General features: G+C 41.8%; 18 protein-coding genes. 4 read left to right on the plus strand and 14 right to left on the minus strand.

All coding sequences use genetic code 11. The features are described 5' to 3' along the window. The 4 genes from F6J99_RS23535 to F6J99_RS23550 all read left to right on the plus strand — a co-directional run. On the plus strand, positions 1–887 hold an 887-nt coding region (locus F6J99_RS23535), incomplete at its 5' end, for a calcium-binding protein (protein WP_293115835.1). A 650-nt stretch (positions 888–1,537) separates the two neighbouring features. Then, positions 1,538–2,764, plus strand: a complete 1,227-nt coding sequence (locus F6J99_RS23540) for a hypothetical protein (RefSeq protein ID WP_293115837.1) — start codon at positions 1,538–1,540, stop codon at positions 2,762–2,764. Between the two features lie 488 nt (positions 2,765–3,252). After that, positions 3,253–5,079 carry a lectin-like protein gene (locus tag F6J99_RS23545; protein ID WP_293115839.1) on the plus strand — a complete coding sequence of 609 codons (1,827 nt, stop codon included), beginning with the start codon at positions 3,253–3,255 and terminating at the stop codon, positions 5,077–5,079. Between the two features lie 82 nt (positions 5,080–5,161). Next, positions 5,162–5,296: a hypothetical protein gene (locus tag F6J99_RS23550; RefSeq protein WP_293115841.1), complete on the plus strand. Its 135-nt coding sequence runs from the start codon at positions 5,162–5,164 to the stop codon at positions 5,294–5,296. A gap of 82 nt (positions 5,297–5,378) precedes the next feature. On the opposite strand, the gene F6J99_RS23555 is transcribed toward F6J99_RS23550, so the two are convergent. The 14 genes from F6J99_RS23555 to F6J99_RS23620 form a co-directional block, all read right to left on the minus strand. Further along, a complete protein-coding gene (locus F6J99_RS23555) occupies positions 5,379–5,570 on the minus strand; it encodes a hypothetical protein (RefSeq protein ID WP_149030716.1) in 192 nt (63 codons plus the stop codon). A gap of 167 nt (positions 5,571–5,737) precedes the next feature. Next, the gene (locus F6J99_RS23560) at positions 5,738–6,496 is read right to left on the minus strand and encodes a peptidylprolyl isomerase (RefSeq protein WP_293115843.1); all 759 of its coding nucleotides are present in this window, start codon (positions 6,494–6,496) and stop codon (positions 5,738–5,740) included. Between the two features lie 254 nt (positions 6,497–6,750). Then, on the minus strand, positions 6,751–6,993 hold the full coding sequence (locus F6J99_RS23565; RefSeq protein ID WP_293115845.1) for a hypothetical protein: 243 nt from the start codon (positions 6,991–6,993) through the stop codon (positions 6,751–6,753). A 308-nt stretch (positions 6,994–7,301) separates the two neighbouring features. Further along, positions 7,302–7,589 carry a hypothetical protein gene (locus tag F6J99_RS23570; protein WP_293115847.1) on the minus strand — a complete coding sequence of 96 codons (288 nt, stop codon included), beginning with the start codon at positions 7,587–7,589 and terminating at the stop codon, positions 7,302–7,304. Between the two features lie 270 nt (positions 7,590–7,859). Then, positions 7,860–8,132 carry a hypothetical protein gene (locus F6J99_RS23575; RefSeq protein ID WP_293115849.1) on the minus strand — a complete coding sequence of 91 codons (273 nt, stop codon included), beginning with the start codon at positions 8,130–8,132 and terminating at the stop codon, positions 7,860–7,862. A gap of 420 nt (positions 8,133–8,552) precedes the next feature. Then, complete coding sequence (locus tag F6J99_RS23580) at positions 8,553–8,825, minus strand: hypothetical protein (RefSeq protein WP_293115851.1); 273 nt, start codon at positions 8,823–8,825, stop codon at positions 8,553–8,555. Positions 8,826–9,107: 282 nt separating this feature from the next. Continuing rightward, positions 9,108–9,440 (minus strand): hypothetical protein, encoded by a 333-nt coding sequence (locus F6J99_RS23585; RefSeq protein WP_293115853.1) that lies wholly within the window; start codon positions 9,438–9,440, stop codon positions 9,108–9,110. A 662-nt stretch (positions 9,441–10,102) separates the two neighbouring features. Beyond that, positions 10,103–10,420 carry a hypothetical protein gene (locus F6J99_RS23590; protein ID WP_293115855.1) on the minus strand — a complete coding sequence of 106 codons (318 nt, stop codon included), beginning with the start codon at positions 10,418–10,420 and terminating at the stop codon, positions 10,103–10,105. Positions 10,421–10,673: 253 nt separating this feature from the next. Further along, positions 10,674–10,946: a hypothetical protein gene (locus F6J99_RS23595; protein ID WP_293115857.1), complete on the minus strand. Its 273-nt coding sequence runs from the start codon at positions 10,944–10,946 to the stop codon at positions 10,674–10,676. 131 nt (positions 10,947–11,077) lie between these two features. Beyond that, positions 11,078–11,512 carry a HetP family heterocyst commitment protein gene (locus tag F6J99_RS23600; RefSeq protein WP_293115859.1) on the minus strand — a complete coding sequence of 145 codons (435 nt, stop codon included), beginning with the start codon at positions 11,510–11,512 and terminating at the stop codon, positions 11,078–11,080. A gap of 172 nt (positions 11,513–11,684) precedes the next feature. After that, a complete protein-coding gene (locus F6J99_RS23605) occupies positions 11,685–13,286 on the minus strand; it encodes an HlyD family efflux transporter periplasmic adaptor subunit (RefSeq protein ID WP_293115861.1) in 1,602 nt (533 codons plus the stop codon). An 801-nt stretch (positions 13,287–14,087) separates the two neighbouring features. Continuing rightward, complete coding sequence (locus F6J99_RS23610) at positions 14,088–17,315, minus strand: peptide cleavage/export ABC transporter (protein ID WP_293115863.1); 3,228 nt, start codon at positions 17,313–17,315, stop codon at positions 14,088–14,090. A gap of 442 nt (positions 17,316–17,757) precedes the next feature. Then, entirely contained in the window at positions 17,758–18,063 is a 306-nt protein-coding gene (locus F6J99_RS23615) for a HetP family heterocyst commitment protein (protein WP_324611002.1), read from the minus strand. Between the two features lie 281 nt (positions 18,064–18,344). Further along, positions 18,345–18,875, minus strand: a complete 531-nt coding sequence (locus F6J99_RS23620; protein ID WP_293115866.1) for a hypothetical protein — start codon at positions 18,873–18,875, stop codon at positions 18,345–18,347. Positions 18,876–19,861 lie beyond the last annotated feature (986 nt).

Consider the following 19,861-nt stretch of genomic DNA (forward strand, 5'->3'; position numbering starts at 1 on the left):
TCGCAAAGTCAGGCAGTTACTTTTTTGTATTAGACACAACCAATGGTTATACCAGACTGTTAGATTATTTTGGCTTCAAGGGTAATTTAATTTCTTCTAGTCAAGTTGGCAAATTGAACGTTGGAGCAAGTTATAATGTTACCGTTGATTATCCTTATAAAACTACAGATATTAATGGTAACAATGGCATAGACTACCTCAACGGCTCAACCACAGGAGAATATGAGCGTTGGTTTAACCGTGATACCAATTTAACTGTAGTAGAAGTCAATACCAGTACAATTCAGTTGTTGGGAGATAGCTTAATCTATAACCTGGGCAATGATGTCCACTATGGAAGTATTTGGAATGATAAACTTCATGGAACTGATTATGGGGACAAAATCTATAGCAGCCTAGGGGATGATATTGTCTATGGCTATGGTGGTAATGATATCCTCGAAGGAGGTAAAGGCGACGATAAACTCTATGGGGATAATGGTTATGATAAACTCCATGGCAGTTTTGGCGAGGATACCTTAGTCGGTGGTTACCACAATGATACGTTATTCGGTGGTCATGATGATGATATCCTGATTGGTGGTAGTGGTAGCGATGTGATGACTGGTGGTAGTGGCGCTGACCAATTCGTTTTTGAGCTAAATCAGAGTTTGTTATCCGGTGAATATGATGTGATCAAAGACTTTGAGGTTGGTGTCGATCAGATTGAATTCAGGGGCTGGGGTTATATTGATTCTTCTTATTGGTTCAATGGGGTAATTGCTGAAGGTCGGCTCACCGATACCCATGATGGTGCGCTATTCCATTCAAATTATGGTGGAAAAGTCTTGTTTGAAGGGATTAATGCACACGAGCTTAGTCACTCTGACTTCGTCTTCGATGCTTAAAACTTAATTCCAGATGGCGAATACTCTACAGGACTAACGCCGTAAATTTATAGCAATTCTTAAGGCTGATAGGGCTAGAGATAAATTTTATCTCCCCATCTCCCTATCTACCTATCTTCCCATCTAAATCTTTAATCTTACTTTTAAAAATTGGGATTACTTGTAAAGTGTGTTAATAAGGCACCCTACTAGTACTTATAAGGTTTAGTTCCCAGTTTTTCCTAAGTTTTGCTCTAATTCATTGAAGCCAAACCCAAAGAGGCGATCAAGCGATTGCGCTACGCGCACGCTTGATCGCTTATTTTATCATGAGATGATTACTGATAGCTAAATGTTTACTATAAAATTTCTAAATGAGATATAAACCTAGAAGGTCTTTTTTTATTATCCAATAAAACTTCGGATCTCTTTTGCCTCTTGGCTTTTGCCTCTTGGCTTTTGCCTCTTGGGGCAAGAGGTGTGTTCACGACTCAAATCAAAACGCTATATTATCACTACTAGAGCATTAGCTGACTGCTGATAAATAGCTTAATGCTTAACATTTTGGCGGCTTATTGTCATCAAAATCAGCCGCCACAATGGCGCTCATCATTGATTAATGCTATTTATAATGATTCCCGGAATAACCCAATATAAAAATGGAGATATTCATGGGATCAAATACTTTATTTTTGCCAATTGTTAAAACTCCTAACTCCACACCGAACTTTGCTGACGCTACAGGAAGCGCCAAGTTCAGCAAGTATAGTCAAGCAGCGTCGGGGTTTTTGACTCAAATTCAGGCGGGGACTTTAGTCAAGAATGGTGTGGGTTTTGCCCTTGCTAATGCTGACGCCACTTTTGTCAATAACCCAACCTTCTCTACACTATTTAGTCAAGCTACTGCGGCTGGTTTTGATGGTGGTTTTAAGAGTCGTTCGCAAAGTAACACTAAAGTAGTTGCTAGTTTTTCTGTTGGAGCTCATCAACAATTCTCTTTCAATTTCTCAGCAGATTTACGACTAACAGCTAAAGAAATTGAAAATTCTAATCGGGAATATTCTCAGGCCAAGTCAAACATAGGTTTTCTGGTTTTAGAGACTGAAAATGCCAGTAAAGCTAAGGTTAAAGGTTTTTTTGGCATTGCTGGTGATTTAATCTCTTCCCGTCAAATCGGCGACTTGGATTTTGGTTCTAGCAGCAACGTCAAACTTAACCGTCCTTTTAAAACTACTGATATTGATGGCAACAACGGCGTAGACTTCGTCAAGGGTTCAGCCCAAGGGACTTATCAGCAAACTTTTGACCGTGATACCAAGATCACGATCGTAGAAGTTAATAACAATGGCGTTAATTTGTTAGGGGATACCTTAATCAACAGCCTGGGCAAGAATGTCCGCTATGGAAGTATTTGGGATGATAAGCTTCGTGGCACTTTCGGTAATGACAAAATTTATGCTAGCTTAGGCGATGATTCAATTCACGGACTTACGGGCGATGACATCCTGGAAGGGGGTAAAGGCAACGATAAGCTGAATGGAGGATTTGGTGATGATAAACTTCATGGCAGTTTTGGTGACGACACTTTGGTAGGTAGCGGTGGCAGTGACACTATGGTTGGTGGCAATGGCGCTGACACATTTGTGTTCAATCGGATCGATAGCTTGCTTGGAGAGGACTTCGATATCATCAAAGACTTCCAAGTTGGTTTAGATAAGGTTCAATTCCAAGGTTTTGGTCGAATTGACTCCAAAACTTGGTACAACAATGGGATAAATCAGGGTTACCTTACTAATACTAGTAATGGCGCTCTCTTATCTGACGCAAAAGGTGGAGAAGTCTTGTTTGAAGGTGTGAATCTAAACCAGCTTAAGCATTCTGACTTCTACTTCGCCTAACATCGAGTCTTAGGGGCGAAGCATTTCGGAAGAGACTTATTATAAAAACGACGATATTTAGCTCCAAATCCTTCCCCTAATCCGTATTGTGGCAAGAGGTCTAAAGAAAAGAGGCGTTCCCGTAGCGTGCGCCTCTTTTTTCATATCAATACCATTTTTATAGTCCCCGTAACCGTTAATTGTTAATCGGTAATCAAAACACTATTACCAATAATAAATTAAGGACATAGTAACAAATATTACTTAGTTAAGTAGACATAATTTTATCTAAATTTTAGTGATAAAAAAAAAGCACAAAATTAATTGCACATTCTCCAAAATTTAAAGCATTAAAATCGACTATTAACAGAGATTAATAGTCGGTATTTTTTCGTAGGTTTTTTCTTTGCTTTAAATAAATATTTTTTACAGCCAAAATGGCATTTTAAATATAGTTCTTATCGTTAGACTATTTATCGAAGAGAGTTGTACAAAAAAATTAATTACCAATGAGATCAGACACTCTATTTTTAACCCCTAGAACCTCTAAATCTACACCGAACTTTGCTGACGCTACAGGAAACGCTAAGTTTACCAACTATAGTCAAGCTCCTGCTGGTACCTTGACTAATGCCCAGGTGGAGACCTTGGTCAAGGGTGGTATAGCTACTGCTATTGCTGATGCTAAAAGTAGCTTTATCAATGACCCAGCTTTCTCTCAACTTTTCAGTCAAAGTACTGTAGTTGGTACTGAGGGAGCTTTTCAGGGCAGTGCCAATAGCCGCACTGAAGTGGTTGGTAATTTTTCAGTGAGAGCTAATCAAAAATTCTCTTTCAATTTTTCAGCAGCTTTAGAACTGAACGCCAAAGAAATTGAAAATTCCAATCGGGAATATTCTGAGGCTAAGTCGGGGACATTTTTTTTCCTGTTGAATACGGATCAGATGAATCAGCCCAAGATTATCGATTCGTTTGCCATCTCTGGTGATTTAATTTCTTCCCGTCGAATCGGCGATATCGATTTTGGCTTTAGTCGTAATATCACACTGAACTCTCCCACAAAAAGCTTTGATATTAATGGTAACAATGGCATAGATTTCGCCAAGGGTTCAGTTACAGGCAGTTATCATCAAACCTTTAGTCGCAATACTAATCTGACGTTAGTGGAAATTAATCAAAGTGCTGTTAAATTATTAGGAGATACTTTAATTGACAACTTAGGTAATGATGTTCGCTACGGCACGATCTGGAATGATGAACTCCGTGGCACTAACAGCAATGACAAAATTTATGGCAGCCTAGGTAATGATTCCCTCTATGGATTTGATGGGAATGACATTTTAGAAGCTGGTCAAGGTGATGATAAGCTATATGGGAACTCTGGTAGCGACAAACTCCATGGCAGCTTTGGTAATGACACTCTTAAGGGTGGCTCGGGCAAGGACATGATGTATGGTGGCTCTGGTCAAGACATGATGTATGGGGGCACTGGTAATGACACAATGTATGGAGGCATTGATGATGATACCATCCAGGGTGGCTCGGGTAACGATTTCATAGCTGGGGATGCTGATCACCAAAACAACAATGTTAGTGTTTACCGTGGGCATCAATATCTCCTAACTTCTGTTGCTGGCACCTGGGACGAAGCTCAAGCTGAGGCAAAGCGTTTAGGTGGTAACCTGGTAACGATTAATGATGCTGCTGAGCAAACATGGCTGTTTAACAAATTTGGTTCTAAGGAACTGTTTTGGATTGGCTTAACTGACAGCTCAAGAGAAGGTAATTGGAAGTGGGTCAGTGGTGAGTCAGCATCTTATCGCAACTGGTCTCCAGGAGAACCCAACAACTCTACAATCTATGGAAGTCAACCAGAAGGTGAAGACTATGCCGTCATGGGTTGGGGCGATCGCGCCTGGAATGATTTAAGCGATCGCGATCCTTGGCATAATAATCTGCGAGGCGTGATTGAGATCAATCAGCCCAGTACTAAAGATACCATAATTGCTGGAGATGACATTATTACTGGTGGTCGCGGTAGTGATACCTTAGTCGGTGGCAGTGGCGCAGATAAATTTGTGTTCAAACGGAATGAGAGTTTGTTAACCGGTGAGTTTGATGTCATCAAAGACTTTGAAGTGGGTGTCGATAAATTTGAATTCCAAGGCTGGGGTAATAATATTAATGCCTCCAGGTGGTTCAATAATGAAATATCCCAACGTGGGATTATTGATACTCAAGATGGTGCTCTTTTCCGTTCTGATTATGGTGGAACTGTTCTGTTTAAAGATGTGAGTGTAGTAGATCTCAGCTACTCTGACTTTAGCTTTGCCTAACCCCCAATTATAGAAAAAGCTCAGTACTCAGTACTCAGTACTCAGTACTCAGTGCTGAGCGTACGTCATTGCTGATAAATAAATGAAAAGAAGCGATTGCCTCTTTTCTCGTCCCAAAAAAAATCAGCCAAAATGGCGATACTTTTGGAAGATAGTTATTTATGATAGTGGTGGGCTTAATGCTTTCCATCAAAAGCTCAGATCTGGCTTTGGGTAAAGAGGGTGGTAGCCCAATCCACGGTCGGTTAAGCAAGGGTCAACTGTCAACAGCAAAGTAGGTCAACTACCTACTATTTCAACTACCTACTAGAAGAAGCATGGCAAGAGGATGAACTTCTGCTATAAATTCTGCCACTAGAGTCTCTTTTGACAGTAACCTCTTGAATAATGGTTACTTTATCCCCAGAGGCACTTGCTGTACTTTCGGCTTGGACTACAACCGTACCATCTGGTGAAACTATCCATTTTCTGATTGCCTGGGAACGTCTCATGGTTACATCACTCTAGTTAGTTATTTTAGTTAGTTATTTTAGTTAGTTATTTTAGTGATGAGGTAAATTGAATTTACTTACCCCTGCTCCCTGAGCCGTTCGCGTCTGGCTCTGCCAGTAAGCGTGGCCCACGGCCTCAGTCCCTAAAACCAATAATAGCATTGGGATTATTCCCCAGTATTGATGGTACTAATTTCACTATGGATCATATAGTTAACTTCAGTATTGAGCCACTCTTGAAACATACCCTGTAAAATTTCTTTAGACTTTTCTTCGGTTAATTCAGCTCGAATAAATTCTTCAACTAAGAAAAGATGGTATCCTTGTTCGGTGTGCAGAGGATGAGTCACTTCTCCTGGCTGAACACTAAAGATAACGGCAGCTATCTCAGGCTTAAAACTCCAGCGAGGCAACTTTCCTTCATAGCCACACCGTCGCTGCCTTTCTGGGTCTATATCATAGAAATGAGCAGCTTCATAAAAACTGATTTCTCCTTCCTCAATCTGATAGAAAAGCTCCTGAGCAATTTCCTCAGAATCCACCAGAATTTGATAAACCAAAACTTGCTCAAAGTCCAGTCGATTTTGAGCAAAGCTTTTTTCGACATGCTTAGAAAATAAGGACTCAGCAAGCTTTTGGGCAAGCAAGCGATCGCTAATTCCCGCTTCCCAATCCTCTGCTGTCACCATCTGATCTGCCAGCCAGGCCAATGTTTCTGCTGCTTTTTCCAAACGATTGGCATAACGGATCTCATCCGCCTGAGCTTGCACATCTTCTGGTGAGACTGTTATCCCTCTTTCTTCAGCCGCTTTATTGATAACTCGTTGATACAAAACTTTTTGACAGATGCCTTTGAGATGCATCTCCTTTTTCAAGGAGTACATCATTTCCTCTGGAGTCACCGATGCTTTGGAAAGATCAACCATTACACCCAATTATTAACTATAACTGGAACTACTTACAGTCTTAGTCAGATTCAGCTGAGTCAACCGTCTGACTATTATCATCATACAAAAAGCAATTGCTAACCTCTGCCAAGTTGCCAAATTGAGGGCGGAGTATTTGCCAGTAAAACCCAGAGAGAGTTGAAACTTATCCCTGAATCCAAATACCTCACCCCTCAATCCTACTTGTGAGCCAGCACACAGAAACTAGATTAAATTTTATGAAGCTTATAGCTTTAGAAGTATTTAGAAACGCTCATACTAAAAAAAGTTTCCTTAATCTCAGGTGCTGAGAATTCATCAGTACCAGCGCTAGCTCCAACAATACCCATAGTGTTTCCGGGTTTAATAACAGATGCTTCCACTGTACTCGTACTGATTTGGGAATCAGGATCGATGCTGATGGCATTACTAATAGTACTTGAGCCCTCAGAATTTACTGCCGATACAGATTGAATTCCAGAAACACTAGACTTCATCGCTTTATATGATCCAGGTAAAGTCCATAACTGAAAACTATGAAACATAATCGTCTTTTTTTTTGCTACTAATGGAACAAGTGAAAAACCTTTTTGTTTAGATAAAAATTAACTAAACTTATTGCAGTTGTCGAGATTAAATAACTTCAGCTCAGGGAACAATAATCTAGAACAACAGTATCATAAAAGGGATGCACCACTTAAACCCCTCGTTACTATTGCTAGCTTGCCTATTCCTTTTTGCCTTTTGTATTAAAAGGAACAGCAATGTTGCTTATGAGCTGGAGAGCTGCTATATATTTGTTTAGTTACCCAATGTAACCATAAATTGCAAAGGCTTGGTTGACAGAATGACCCGAGTAAAAAGGACCCCTAGATGTAGCCTGAGCTGTTACGTTACCTTGAGAAAAGAACGGGTCTACATCGGTAAAGCCTGTTACTGAAGTATTGGTATACTGACCAAACGCATTGGCATTACCATTAATGGTAGCAAAGCCAGGACCAGCGAAGGCTTCAGCAGAAGTAGAAACAAAACCACCTAAAATAGGTTGGTCTGTTGCCTCCAGCTCGAAATATTCTAATTCAGAAATGTTCATGAATGATTCTCCTGCTAAAATCAGATAATGGTTAGTTGTGTTCGGGAGTATTTAATTGTCATTTATAACACATAAAATAAAGTAAAATTGATATATTTTTAGCATCATTTTCAGTAAGTAGCGCTCAAAAATATTTCACTACCAATCAACAACAATTAAATGCTACCATTGTGATTAATGCTACGGAAAGATGTTACCATTTTTTGCATCTTTCCGCAGCATTTAATAATCAAAAATTACTACTCTAGGCCATTTTAGCCATCACTCTTTTTAGTGGAAAAAGAAGAAGGGTGAAGAAGTAGCAGATACTGCATGTATGCTAGATTGAGAACTACCGGGAGTAGTTCTGGTAGCGCCTTGGATGTTGGTGAAGGTACCTGGACCAAAGGCTTCTGCAATGCCATCAACCCTTGCTGTGTTCCCGCGAACGTTGGCACCGACGTTTATGAAGCCGTTAAATCCAAAACTTTTGAAACCGGAGGCACCCACAACTTTGGGTTGTTCAGCAGCATTCTCTAGATGATTTAGATCAGAAATAATCATTGGTTAATTTTCTCCTTTGTACTTGAGTGTGTTAGACAGTGTGTTAGACCTATTGGTCATTTGGAACTCCAATTAAACTGGCATAGTTCAAATAATATGATCGCCGATTTTGAAATCTATCTAGTTATTTATGGTTTTCTATAACTAGATTGCGATTGAATATTTTTCAACCAGAAAAATGAAGTAATTTGATTGAATTTAAACCTGAGTGTAGTTATCATGATAGATAATTAAATTTAATTAATGCAGTCTATTAGGATAACTACACTCAGATTTAGCAATCACTTAATCAGGAACTTTTCGTGACTAAGTACTAACGGCTTATTGTAGAGAAGCCAATATTTAAAGACTTGAGCATTGATAGCTTTAAGTTTCAACTACTACTCTAAGCAGTTTTATTAATAATCTTGATCAGAAGAACTAGTGAGAAGAACTAGCAGAGGTTCCACTTACGCTAGAGTGAGAACTATTATCAGTAGCTATCGTATAGGCATTGATGTTGCTAAAAGTATTGTCCCCATAGGCCTCTGCGTTGGCTTTAACCGTAGCTACGTTTCCTATAATGTTGGTATGGACGTTGATAGATCCGGTATGTCCGTAATGGTTGTAGTAAGGTGGGTAGTAGTGAGAGCCACCCACAACCTTGGGGTCTTCAGCAATAGTTTCTAAATGATTTAGATCAGAAATAATCATTGTTTATTTTTCTCCTTTTTTTTTATAAAACTCCTTGGTTTACACTTAAATAAATTATCAAATTTAAAAATGTCTTTCTTGCCAAATTGGCAATTAATATATTAATTTATGGTTTTCAAAACTATTGGCGATTGACTATCCTTAAGTAATAAAACTGAAGCAATAAAAGGTAAACCTGAGTGTAATTATCCTGATATAAAACATAATTTAATGCATTATATTATGATATGAGGACACCCAGGTTTACAAGTTACTTAATCAGAAACTTGTCCTGAATAAGTACTAGTGGGTGGCGATAGAAGAGCTGGCAGTACCTGCGGACTTAGAGCCAGTTCCGTTAGGACCCTCAACAGTGATAGTTATGGTTTGTTCCTTAGTGGCAACATTAAAACCGCTAGCGCTAGAGGCTTCACCTAGAGTATTACCTACAGCGGTAATACCCTCAATGTCTACCACAGCTGTAATGCCGACATTGAAAATGTCAGTTTCGCTGTTGTTGGTGATGGTGCTGAAATTGCTGGTGATATTGTTGGTGAAGTCGATTCCACCACTAACACCACCTTGAACTTGGCTAGCGTCAACAGATTCTAGATGGTTTAGGTCAGAAATAAGCATTGATTTTCTCCTTCTTTGTTGTTGATTTTTTTTGTTTGAATCAGCTTGGTTTTAGCTGTTGATATAACTATATCCAGATTCCCCTAGGCATGTCTCGCCAATTTGGCTTATACCTTTTCTTTTTTGAAAATTACTGGATTTACTAAAAGGATGTAGTCAGCAGTAACCAATTCTGGATTAGTTCAAAGAGATTGGTAATGTTGATGAGGTTTTATTGAAGTAAGTTATTAGTAATGAACCGGTTATTATATCTAATATAATTAAAAATATGAATGCCACTTTGGCTTGATAATAATGATTGAATCCTCCCACAACTATTGACCAGTAACCAATTCTGGATTAGTTCAAAGAGATTGGTAATGTTGATGAGGTTTTATTGAAGTAAGTTATTAGTAATGAGCCGGTTATTATATCTAATATAATTAAAAAAAATAATGCCACTTTGGCTTGATAATAATGATTGAATCCTCCCACAACTATTGACCAGTAACCGATTATGGATTAGTTCAAAGAGATTGGTATTTTTGATGGGGTTTTATTGAAGTAAGTTATTAGTAATGAGCGGATTATTATATCTAATATAATTAAAAATATGAACGCCACTTTGGCTTGATATTGATCGTTGACTCCTCCCACAACTAAAGTAAGTGCTAAAGTCCGTGCTATGTCCAGTCATTAGTTAATAGCAAAGGGAAGAGCGGATCACCGGAACAGGGAGCAGGGAGCAGGGAGTGTGGGAAGTGTGAGGAGAGGGGGCGTACGGGGCGTGTGGGAAGTTTGGGGAGATGGGGAGATGGGGAGATGAAATTAATGATTTGTAGCGGTGTGAAGGCTAAGAATTCGTATAACCTGAGTTCGATATAAGCGATCGCTCGACGAAAGCGATGCAGAGGTGCGACCCGTGATGGCGAGCAATCCCTCGCCATCATGGAAAACGCACCATTACGGTCTTGGGGGAAACCCCCACTCGCGCTTTGCATCAAGACAGAGTAAGAAATATAGCACTACGTATTAACGTGTTTGACATTGAGAAAAGCTGAAAAGCTGTTGTAGTAAACTTTTAGGCCTGCACCTAATGTGGAAAGCGCACCTTTCACCTTTTCTTCTTGCATGCATTCCTCTTGGCTTGCCCTTAGCGCTATATAAGGTAGGCGCTTATTAAGGCTTTCAGGATTACCTCGAACTTAGCTTAACTAGGCATTAAGCACGCTTACACTGTTAGATTAGGCACCCTTAAGCATTAACCGTGCCACCTAGGCAAAACCGCTCAAAACTAAATTGATATGATGTCCGGATAATTACCCTCAATAAACATCTCCCCATCTCCCCATCTCCCCACACTTCCCACACGCCCCATACGCCCCACTCTTCCCACACTTTTATGATGGGTATTGAACCGGACTTGATATGACAGAGTACTAGGACTGTTTCATTTCCGCCTGTAATCAGACAAAAAAACGCCTCGTCCATCAACAGGTGTGACCCGTGGCGAATTAAATTCGCCAACGGAAAGCGCACCTAATGGACAAGGCAGTTATTAATGAATTAGTTTGACCACAGGCTTAGTCTGATCTGCTGTGGTGGTAAGCAGTGGTGGTGATGACAAGGAGGATGCGTAGGAAAATGATTACACTTGCTCACCACAGGGAAACCAAACAGTCTCGCCGTAAATAATCGGCCAACTGCTTGAGCATGGATTCCTCTTCTTCCAGTTCACTGATAAACCACTGTTCTTGATCGCCACCGTGGACCTGTGAGGTTTTCTTGCCAAGCGTCTCTACATAAGCCAGATCTTTGATCTGGCTCAAACGCTGCCGTGCATTCAAGGCTTTAGTGCCATTGCTCATCATACTAGCTTGTTTCTGTAATATCATGTCCCGGTTTTGTTTGAGCAAGCGGCTGTAGGTTCTAGAAGGCATGTAGTCTAGGGGGTTATGGCCTGCCAACCGTAGCATCAACACACAAGCCCAAGAATACTTACCATCAAGGATGGCTTCCTCGATCTCGCTAAACTTATCGGTATCCATCACTTTGTCGAGCTTGGTATTGGCAGAAGGAATACGATAGGTCATGGTTATTTCTGATCCTGTAAGTCTAAAGGTCAATAGTTTATAAGCTGAAGTGCAGTTAACTTGAAGATTCCAAGGAATTACTAGCAAGTTGACTACTAAGAATTAACGGTCAACTGTTAACCGTCAACGGGAAACGATTAGTCAGTGATGAAAGTGATTTGAGAACAGAGCACTATAGATCGATGCCACTTTTTTGCAGCTGTCGCATCGGATCCAATAAGAAATCGATAATCCGACGGCGGCGGATGATGATGTCAGCATTGGCGGTCTGACCAGCCTTAAACCGGATGATTTCATCCTCTTCAATCACATAGTCACGGTCAAGGGACACTTTCACCTTATAGACTGAACCCATTACTTGATCGGCTTTAGCATCGGAAGAGATGGAAATCACGGTGCCTTTGATGATGCCGTAATCCTGATAGGGATAGGCATCAAATTTCACTTGCACCGGCATTCCTTCGTTAATAAACCCTGCCTCCCGAGTAGGCAAACTTGCCGATAGCACTAGGGGGGCACCTTGAGGAGCGATTTCGGCGATGCTATGTCCTGGTTGCACGACTTCACCAGTATTAGAAATGTTGAGGGAAGATATTATCCCATCCACTGGCGCTTTAAGAAACTTCTGTTTGAGCCTGGTTTTAGCAGTAGTGACCAGGGTTTCATTTTCAGAAATTCTAGCTTTGATTTGGGTCAGTTCTACTTCTAACTGTTGAATTTTCTGCTGTGCTTCTAGGCGAGTGGTGCGTCCCGTCGCTTGCCGATGCTCTAATTCTGCCTCTAGTCGCTTGATTTCTGCTAAAGTCTGTTGTAGCTCACCTTGGCTTTGGCTAGTCGCCGCTTCGCGATCGCGTATACTTTGCTGAGCTTGAAAGATTTGTTCGCGAGTACTCAAACCCTCTTGCAGTTTGCTTTCGGTAACAGCACTTTGGCTAGCACGAAAGCTTTGTTCTGCTTGAAATACCTGTTCTTTGGAGATTGCTCCTTCTGCCAACAGAGGCTTAAGGTTATCGAGTCGTTCTTTAAGAGCCACTACATTAGCCCGCCGTTGCTGGAGCAGTTCTTGGGCTGTCGCCTGCACCAGCTTCATCCGTTGTAATCGTTCGCGATTAGCAGCTTTAGCTAACTGATGTTGAATGATTTGTTGTCTAATTGCCGATGCACTAGCTTGTGCTCGTGCGATCGAAGCTTGTTGTGCTTGAACTTCTGCTTGGGTAATCTGCTCACGAGTTTCTGCTTCCAGACGGGTTCTTTCAAGCAGTCCTTGCATCTGAACTAACTTAATCCGGTCTGCATTAAGGACTTTCTGTAAACGCTCTACTTCTTGAGTGGCAAGCTCTGTATCCAGTTCCACCAAGACTTCCCCAGCTTTAACCGCTTGCCCTTCTTTGACATTAATACTAGCAATCTTGCCTGGCTCAATCGGGTCAACTTTATAAACGTCCCCTTTTGGCACTAAGCTTCCATGAGCTTTACCGACTTCATCAATCTGTCCAAACGTTGCCCAAGCCACAAATATCGTACAGAAGCTTAATCCACCCAACATCAGCAGCCGGGGAAGATTCGCCGGAGGCTGGTCGAGGGTAGTTTGTATGGAGGTTGACCATTTGGACGTACTAGGAGCATGGGCAGTATTGCTTCCTACCTCTGTGCTGGGTGAGGCTGCCTCTTGGTCATAATCAGGTCTCAGGCGACCTGATGGCATTAAAACGACGTTACCCTGACGACTCGTAGCCGCCTCAGGTGGGGAGTTTATTGGTTTTGCTTGTGTCATGGTGGTAGATCACGCTAAATTAACATTTTAGGGAAATGACCAATGTTTTGGGAAAGAAAGCGACCAATTCTCGTGCTGCCCTGAGCTTCCCGGGGCGAGTTTGGTATTGTTGGGCAGACCGAAATCTTTGGCATTACCTGACTCTACTTGCCCCTTTTTCAGATAGCTTAAATGCACCCCGGGATCAGAACTTAAACCCTTCCCCTTTAAGTAGCCGTCGGTCGGTCAAACCTATTGGCTGAGCACGCTGTGAGGTGTGGACTTGAGCAACCTGACCCCTAGGGTTAGGCTCTCCAAGTTACCTTCGTCTCACCTTTGGTGGGGTGCATGGGAATCAATTAAACAAAGGAATTGGAATTAAACTCTCCTGTGAGTGTGCTTCATGGGGGATTCTCAGGGGATTCTAAACGGTTGCGCTATATATGGGTGTGGAGCCATATCTGAACAACTGTTTATAATCCCCTTCTCTTCAAACAGCGCTTTTCAACTTTTCTGATAAAAGATCAATTTCATCTGAGTATGTTGCTAAATTGGCAGATTTTTGGCAGCTTTTTACAAAGCTTGACATAGCGATAGCTAGCTTCAAATTTCATTTGTGCTTAGTCATTAGTCCTTTTCAGATCACTGTGTTGCCAAATTGGCAAATTTTTACAGAGTTTGATATAGTCATAGGTAGCTTCAAATTTTCTTAGTCATTAGTCCTTTGTGACTCACCAGGGTCTGTTGGTATTTACAAATGACTAATGACTAAATAACTAATAACTAATAACTCATGACTAATGAGTACTTGTTAACGATCTATTAAAGATCTAGCTGCTGCTGCGCTAGATGATAGTAAAGACCTTGACGATCCATGAGTTCCTCATGGTTGCCTTTCTCGACCAGAACACCTCGGTCTAGGACAAGGATGCAGTCAGCATTGCGCACTGTAGAGAGGCGGTGGGCGATGATGAAGGTAGTGCGATCGCGACTAATGCGAGCTAAGTTTTGTTGAAAGCGGCGCTCGGATTCTGTATCTAGGGAGCTAGTCGCTTCATCCAGAATCAGAATCTTGGGGTCGCCCAATAGGGCTCGGGCTATGGCAATCCTTTGTCGCTGTCCACCAGAAAGGGTAGAACCTCGCTCTCCGACTTTTGTATTATATCCCAAAGTCATACCTTGAATAAACGCATGAGCTTCTGCTAGTTTGGCTACCTCTACCGCTTGATCCAGGCTAAAATCCGGTCGGTAGAGAGTGATATTTTCGACAATTGTCCCCGAGAACAAGAAACATTCTTGGGGTACCACACCCATTTGAGAACGCAAAGATTGGGGGGAAATATGGCGGATATCGTGTCCATCCATCAAAATACGACCATTAGTCGGATGATAGAGACCTTGCAGTAGTTTGACCAAGGTACTCTTGCCCGAGCCACTGCGCCCCACTAGAGCAATGGTTTCTCCAGCCTTAATCTGTAGGGAAATATTCTGTAGGATATTGCGATCCTCATCCTCCGAGTATCGGAAGGTAACATCTTCCAATATTACATCACCCTTAATCTCAGGTAGAACCAGCATCGGTTCTTGAGGATTCTCCTCTGGTTTAGCAGATAAGACATCATTAAGCCGTTCTACAGACACCAAGATTTCTTGAAACTCATCCCAAAGATTCACGAGAGCCAAAATCGGACCAGTGACTCGGCCAATGAGCATATTAAACGCGACATACTGACCGATAGTAAGCTGCTCACTAATTACTAAGCTAGCGCCAAACCAAAGCAAAGCGGTGCTGCTGAGAGTATTAATTAGAGAACTAATTGACCCCAACCCGTTAGCCAGGTTCCTACCTTTAAATTGTACATTCAACTGATTGGTGAGGCGATCTTCCCAGCGCCAGCGCACTTCTTGTTCCGAAGCCGCCGTTTTCACAGTAGCAACCCCTGACATCATTTCCACTAACATAGAATTTTGTTGGGCTGCTTCTTTAAAGATTTCCCTGGACACCTGGCGTAGAAAGGGACTGGCAATCACAGTCAAGATGGCGATGGGTAAAATCGTTGCCAGCACCAGGACAGTTAGACGCCAATTGTAGTAGAGCATCAGTCCAATATAGACAAACACCATTATCACATCTAGCCAAGTAGCAATCGCTTGCTGAGTTATAAAACCCTGAATTTTTCCAGTTTCCTGAATTCGGGTCAGGATATCCCCCACCTGGCGGGATTCAAAAAACTTCAGAGGTAAAGTCAGGGTATGGTTTATGAACCCACTGACGAAGGTGAGACTAAGCCGATTGGAAAAGTAGTCGAGCAAGTAGCGTCTGGTTATACTAACCCCAATCGTCCAAATGCCAAAGATGATTAGACCAATGGAGAAGACATTGAGAGTGACAAGGCTTCTGTTGATAATCACCCGGTCAAGAATGATCTGGGTAAATAAGGGAGTAATCAGACCAAAAACCTGAAGGATGAGGGTAGCCAAGATAATTTGCAGCAGGACTGAGCGATGGGGCCATAGCAACCCCCAAAACGGCCCTAAAGAACGTTTGTCGCTGGGAGTAATTGCTAGTTGGGGAGTTGGATCCAATAGCATGGCATACCCAGTCCAACCTTGGAGAAAGTCTTTGCGAGCAAGCGATCGCTTCCCCACTGCTGGATCTGCAACAAGTACCTTATTACCCTTTACCTGGTAGACAACAATATAGTGATCCCCTTCCCAGTGAGCAATCCAAGGATTACTCCGATCGGCTAAGCGACCTAAAGAAGCCCTGACTGGACTAGCTTGAAAGCCTAAACTTTCTGCTGCTTTAGATAAACCTTTGAGGGATGAACCAGAACGGCCCACTCCCGCCAGTTCCCGCAGGGAGTTGAGAGCAAACCGTTTACCCCAATACTGCCCAATCATGGCTAAGCAGGCAGCACCACAATCCGAGGAAGCTTGCTGCTCAATAAAAGGATAGCGCTGCCAAAACCTTAGGAATTTCCAACCCTGCTTTGCTGGTTTAGGAAAATCAAAGCTTTCTGACTGACTGGGTTCAAGGGGCGTTTGTTGCTTAGGAGGTTCTAAAACTCGCCGAGTCGGTCGTGCTCTAGTTTGGTTTGGATGTGGTGACGGAGTATGGGTTTTGTTAACTAAGCCTTGAGCCGATGGAGATTTACCGTCACCATTTTTAGCACTTTGCCTGTTCTCCTGATCTGGTGAGTCGGTGGAGTTAGCCAAAACTGGTGCGATCGCGCAAGCCGCTTGCCAATGCTCTTGAGGCAGCTGGTAAAGCAATACATCAGTTTGGGCAATCCAATCTGTTGGTACTGGCATCGGATATCCCCAACTGTCTCCGATGCTAGGAAATGGAGCAGAGGAATTTGCCTGTGTTCCTTCTGGCGTTCCCATTTGACCACTACGTAGCCAGCAATGCCCAGCTTGGGAAGAGGACACCAGAGACTCCCCAGCCTCAATGCGTGTTTCTACGATGTAGGGCAACAGTTGATTGAGGCTAACACCGTTAAGCGTACGCAATTTGGTCAAAGTCTTGAAGAAAATTAGGCATTGCCGGTGCTGGGCTTGTTGCCCCAGGATTTCCGACCACTTCGGCAACCGTTCCAACCAAGGCAAGAGTTGATTTAGGGAAATACGAGCAACTTGTCCTGAACTCGCTGCGATCGCTCTGTAAGGATAGGATAGACTACCTAAGAGATCATAGGCACCAAAGGTTTCCCCTTCTTCGAGTACCTGTATCGAAACCTCCCGCTGTTTTTCAGCATCAAAGCCTAGTAGTCGTACCCGCCCCTGACAAACTAGGTAAAGATATTGGTGATCTTGTTCAATCTCAACAGAATCTTTGGATAGCTCTGGTGTATTATAGGCGAGGATTTTATCCCCTAGCTGGAAGTTATCAAGGTCAAACGATTGACTAAATTCGTAGTTGAGCTTTGGATCGACTGAGTCTAGGGTCAAGCTTTGAAGCACCACTGATAAATTGCTAGCAGGGTCTGGGTTGATAGAAGACGATGGTAACCCATGCTCTGCCGAATCCCTGATTATATTCTTCATATGTTAAACATTGAAAATTGATTTTTAACAATTAACCATTTACAATTAACCATTTACAATTAACTACATTTAGTTAGCTAATAACTTAGTTTTTGTCAAGTCACTAACCGACTAGTTACCAATAATTCACAAAAACTTCACCAAAACTTTAAGTAAACTTCATCGAAACTTTAAATTACCGCTAGGGCATCTGGTGTAAAGTAAACCCATAAGGGTTGGGGATAGGAGATCAAGTCTGAGTCGGATCATCAAGCCAATAATAGAAGTCAGCTAGATGTAAGCAGATAGGTCGGTTGATGCGAGTGGAGTTCAACATATTAAACACCGAAGACGTTGACAAGTAGGCTCTGCATCAATAGTCCATCAATAATCCATCAAACTGACCTAGGCAGGTGGGTTTTGTTCAGACTTGATGAATCTCCCAAATTTCCCGCTTAGCTGACTAGACCTTACTAACAACCTGTGATCGTGATACAGGGGTTTTGCCAACTGGATGCTTACCAGCTTGACTATTTTCTTTGATTAACCGATTGTAGGTTCGGTAAGGGATGTAATGGAGGGGGTTGTAGCCAGAAAAACGCAGAACTAACACACAAGCCCAAGAATACTTGCCTGCGATGATAGCTTCTACGACTTGGTTAAGCTGGTCATTAGTCATGACTTTTTCAGAGCTCGTAGAGGTTGACGTTGCTTGAGATGTTCTACTAGTTGATGATCTACTAGTCATTGAGAGTAATTTTTTGGCCATGGTAGTCACCCAGAATTAACGACATCTTGTAATGGTCTATACCCAACTGGCAAGGGGAAGTTGCCAGTTCACCAGGGAAATGATTAACCCTTGGAACAACAGGTTAAGGATTATTGCAATTGCGACCCATAGTAAGCTATGGAGTTTGCGCTCATAGTTCTTTGTCTAAACTTTGTCTAAACACTTAAGGGATAAACACGCTTTGCTGCTACAAACTACCATGGGGAACAATAACAAACTCTCAATCCAAGGATTAATCGGTGGGATCTGTTGAGGCTCGCTTACTCAACAGATCCCACCGTGGTCATTGGCCACAATGGATTTAAAAACTGCTGGACTAGAACAGAATTGAGTTTGATATCAATTACCAACCTAAATACTTGCCAGTGGGGTAGAATTTTGCCAATCAGCCTCGTATGATTCCCTTGTAATGCGGGCATATCAGTGATTGCAGTTATGTCACAGAAGACTTTCAGGCGATTTAAAATCCCTTGCAGTAAGCTAATTTCCGCCTTTTTTGCTCCCACCAAGACTGATAAGTTTGACGATAGCACATCATTCCGGAAATAGCTGCTATCCTGTTCAATGCCTTCAGTGCCAACACCAGTGTCGGAGGTGTCAGATCTAAGACCCCTCAGCAATCTGTTCGAGATAGTTAACCAACAGCACTGCCAGCAATGGCTAGGGTCGTCAGTGGGTTTAAAACCTACTGCTTTTAGGTTCAATTTGCTAAGCACCCCTGAAAAGCTCTTAGTCAAAAGCTGGATTAGAGAACGCGGCGATGGCTTCCGCTTTCCTAATGGTATGTTCATGAGTATGTCGGATGATTTTTTCAAAGTTGATGCTGTTGTGAAACCTAATGTTACACCTAATTTTTCACAATACCAGAGCCTTGCCTAAATACACTAAGCGCAGATGAGCGTGAAAGATTGATCCTATTTCAGGCCCGTTACAACAACAAATACAAACCCTTTTTAAATTCCTCTGTCTTTAGACAGAAAACTTTTCTGTTGTCTGAAGTAAATCCCCAAACAGCTAGACACCGAAACAGATGAGCACCTGAATTTAAAAATATTCTAGAGTTTTTTTCTAGAGTTTCTATGTGGCTAACTGCTGAGCTGAACGATATCGAGTATATCTACTCAGCCCGATTCGCCATAAAGCCGATGGCGTAAGCGCCTGAACTAGTTACAAGTTCTATTCAAAAAACTGGCTCAGTCAGCGGAAACAATAAAATCACTAGCTTGAGCATAGTTACCCTCTTTGATTCTTTCAAGAAAGACAAATCCAAAGTTGGATTGGTTTGGCTGTTTGGTTTATGAAGTTATATTTCACGCTGATGATCTTGAACGTGAAATTTTGTTCATCTACAAAAGGAAATCTAGTAAATTCAAGGGGTAGTTGTCAAGCGAAACTCACATTTCTTTTCTACATTCACATTTTATTCATACTTTTTTCACAAAATTCCCAAATTTATGCAAATTTCACACAATCTTCACGTAATCTTGAGTAAACTGACAAGGAAATCTAGGGGATATATGTCACCCTAATCAAATTAAAGGAAACTTTAATGAAATCTTTACTATATGTTTACTAAAACTTGATCCACCCCCAATGTCAATTTGTAAATTTTTGTGACAAAGATCATGGTTAATCTCTCCCCTCTGACCCCAGGGCTGTTTCTTGCGTCCGACTAAAACGTCATTTGTGGGGAGGTGGGGAGATAGGGAGATAGGGAGATAGGGGGGATTAAAGCTAATAAAAAGTTATTTTTAACCTGAAAAAAAACCTCTCCCCA

It is taken from the genome of Moorena sp. SIO4G3 (assembly GCF_010692305.1).
GTDB classification, from domain to species: domain Bacteria; phylum Cyanobacteriota; class Cyanobacteriia; order Cyanobacteriales; family Coleofasciculaceae; genus Moorena; species Moorena producens_A.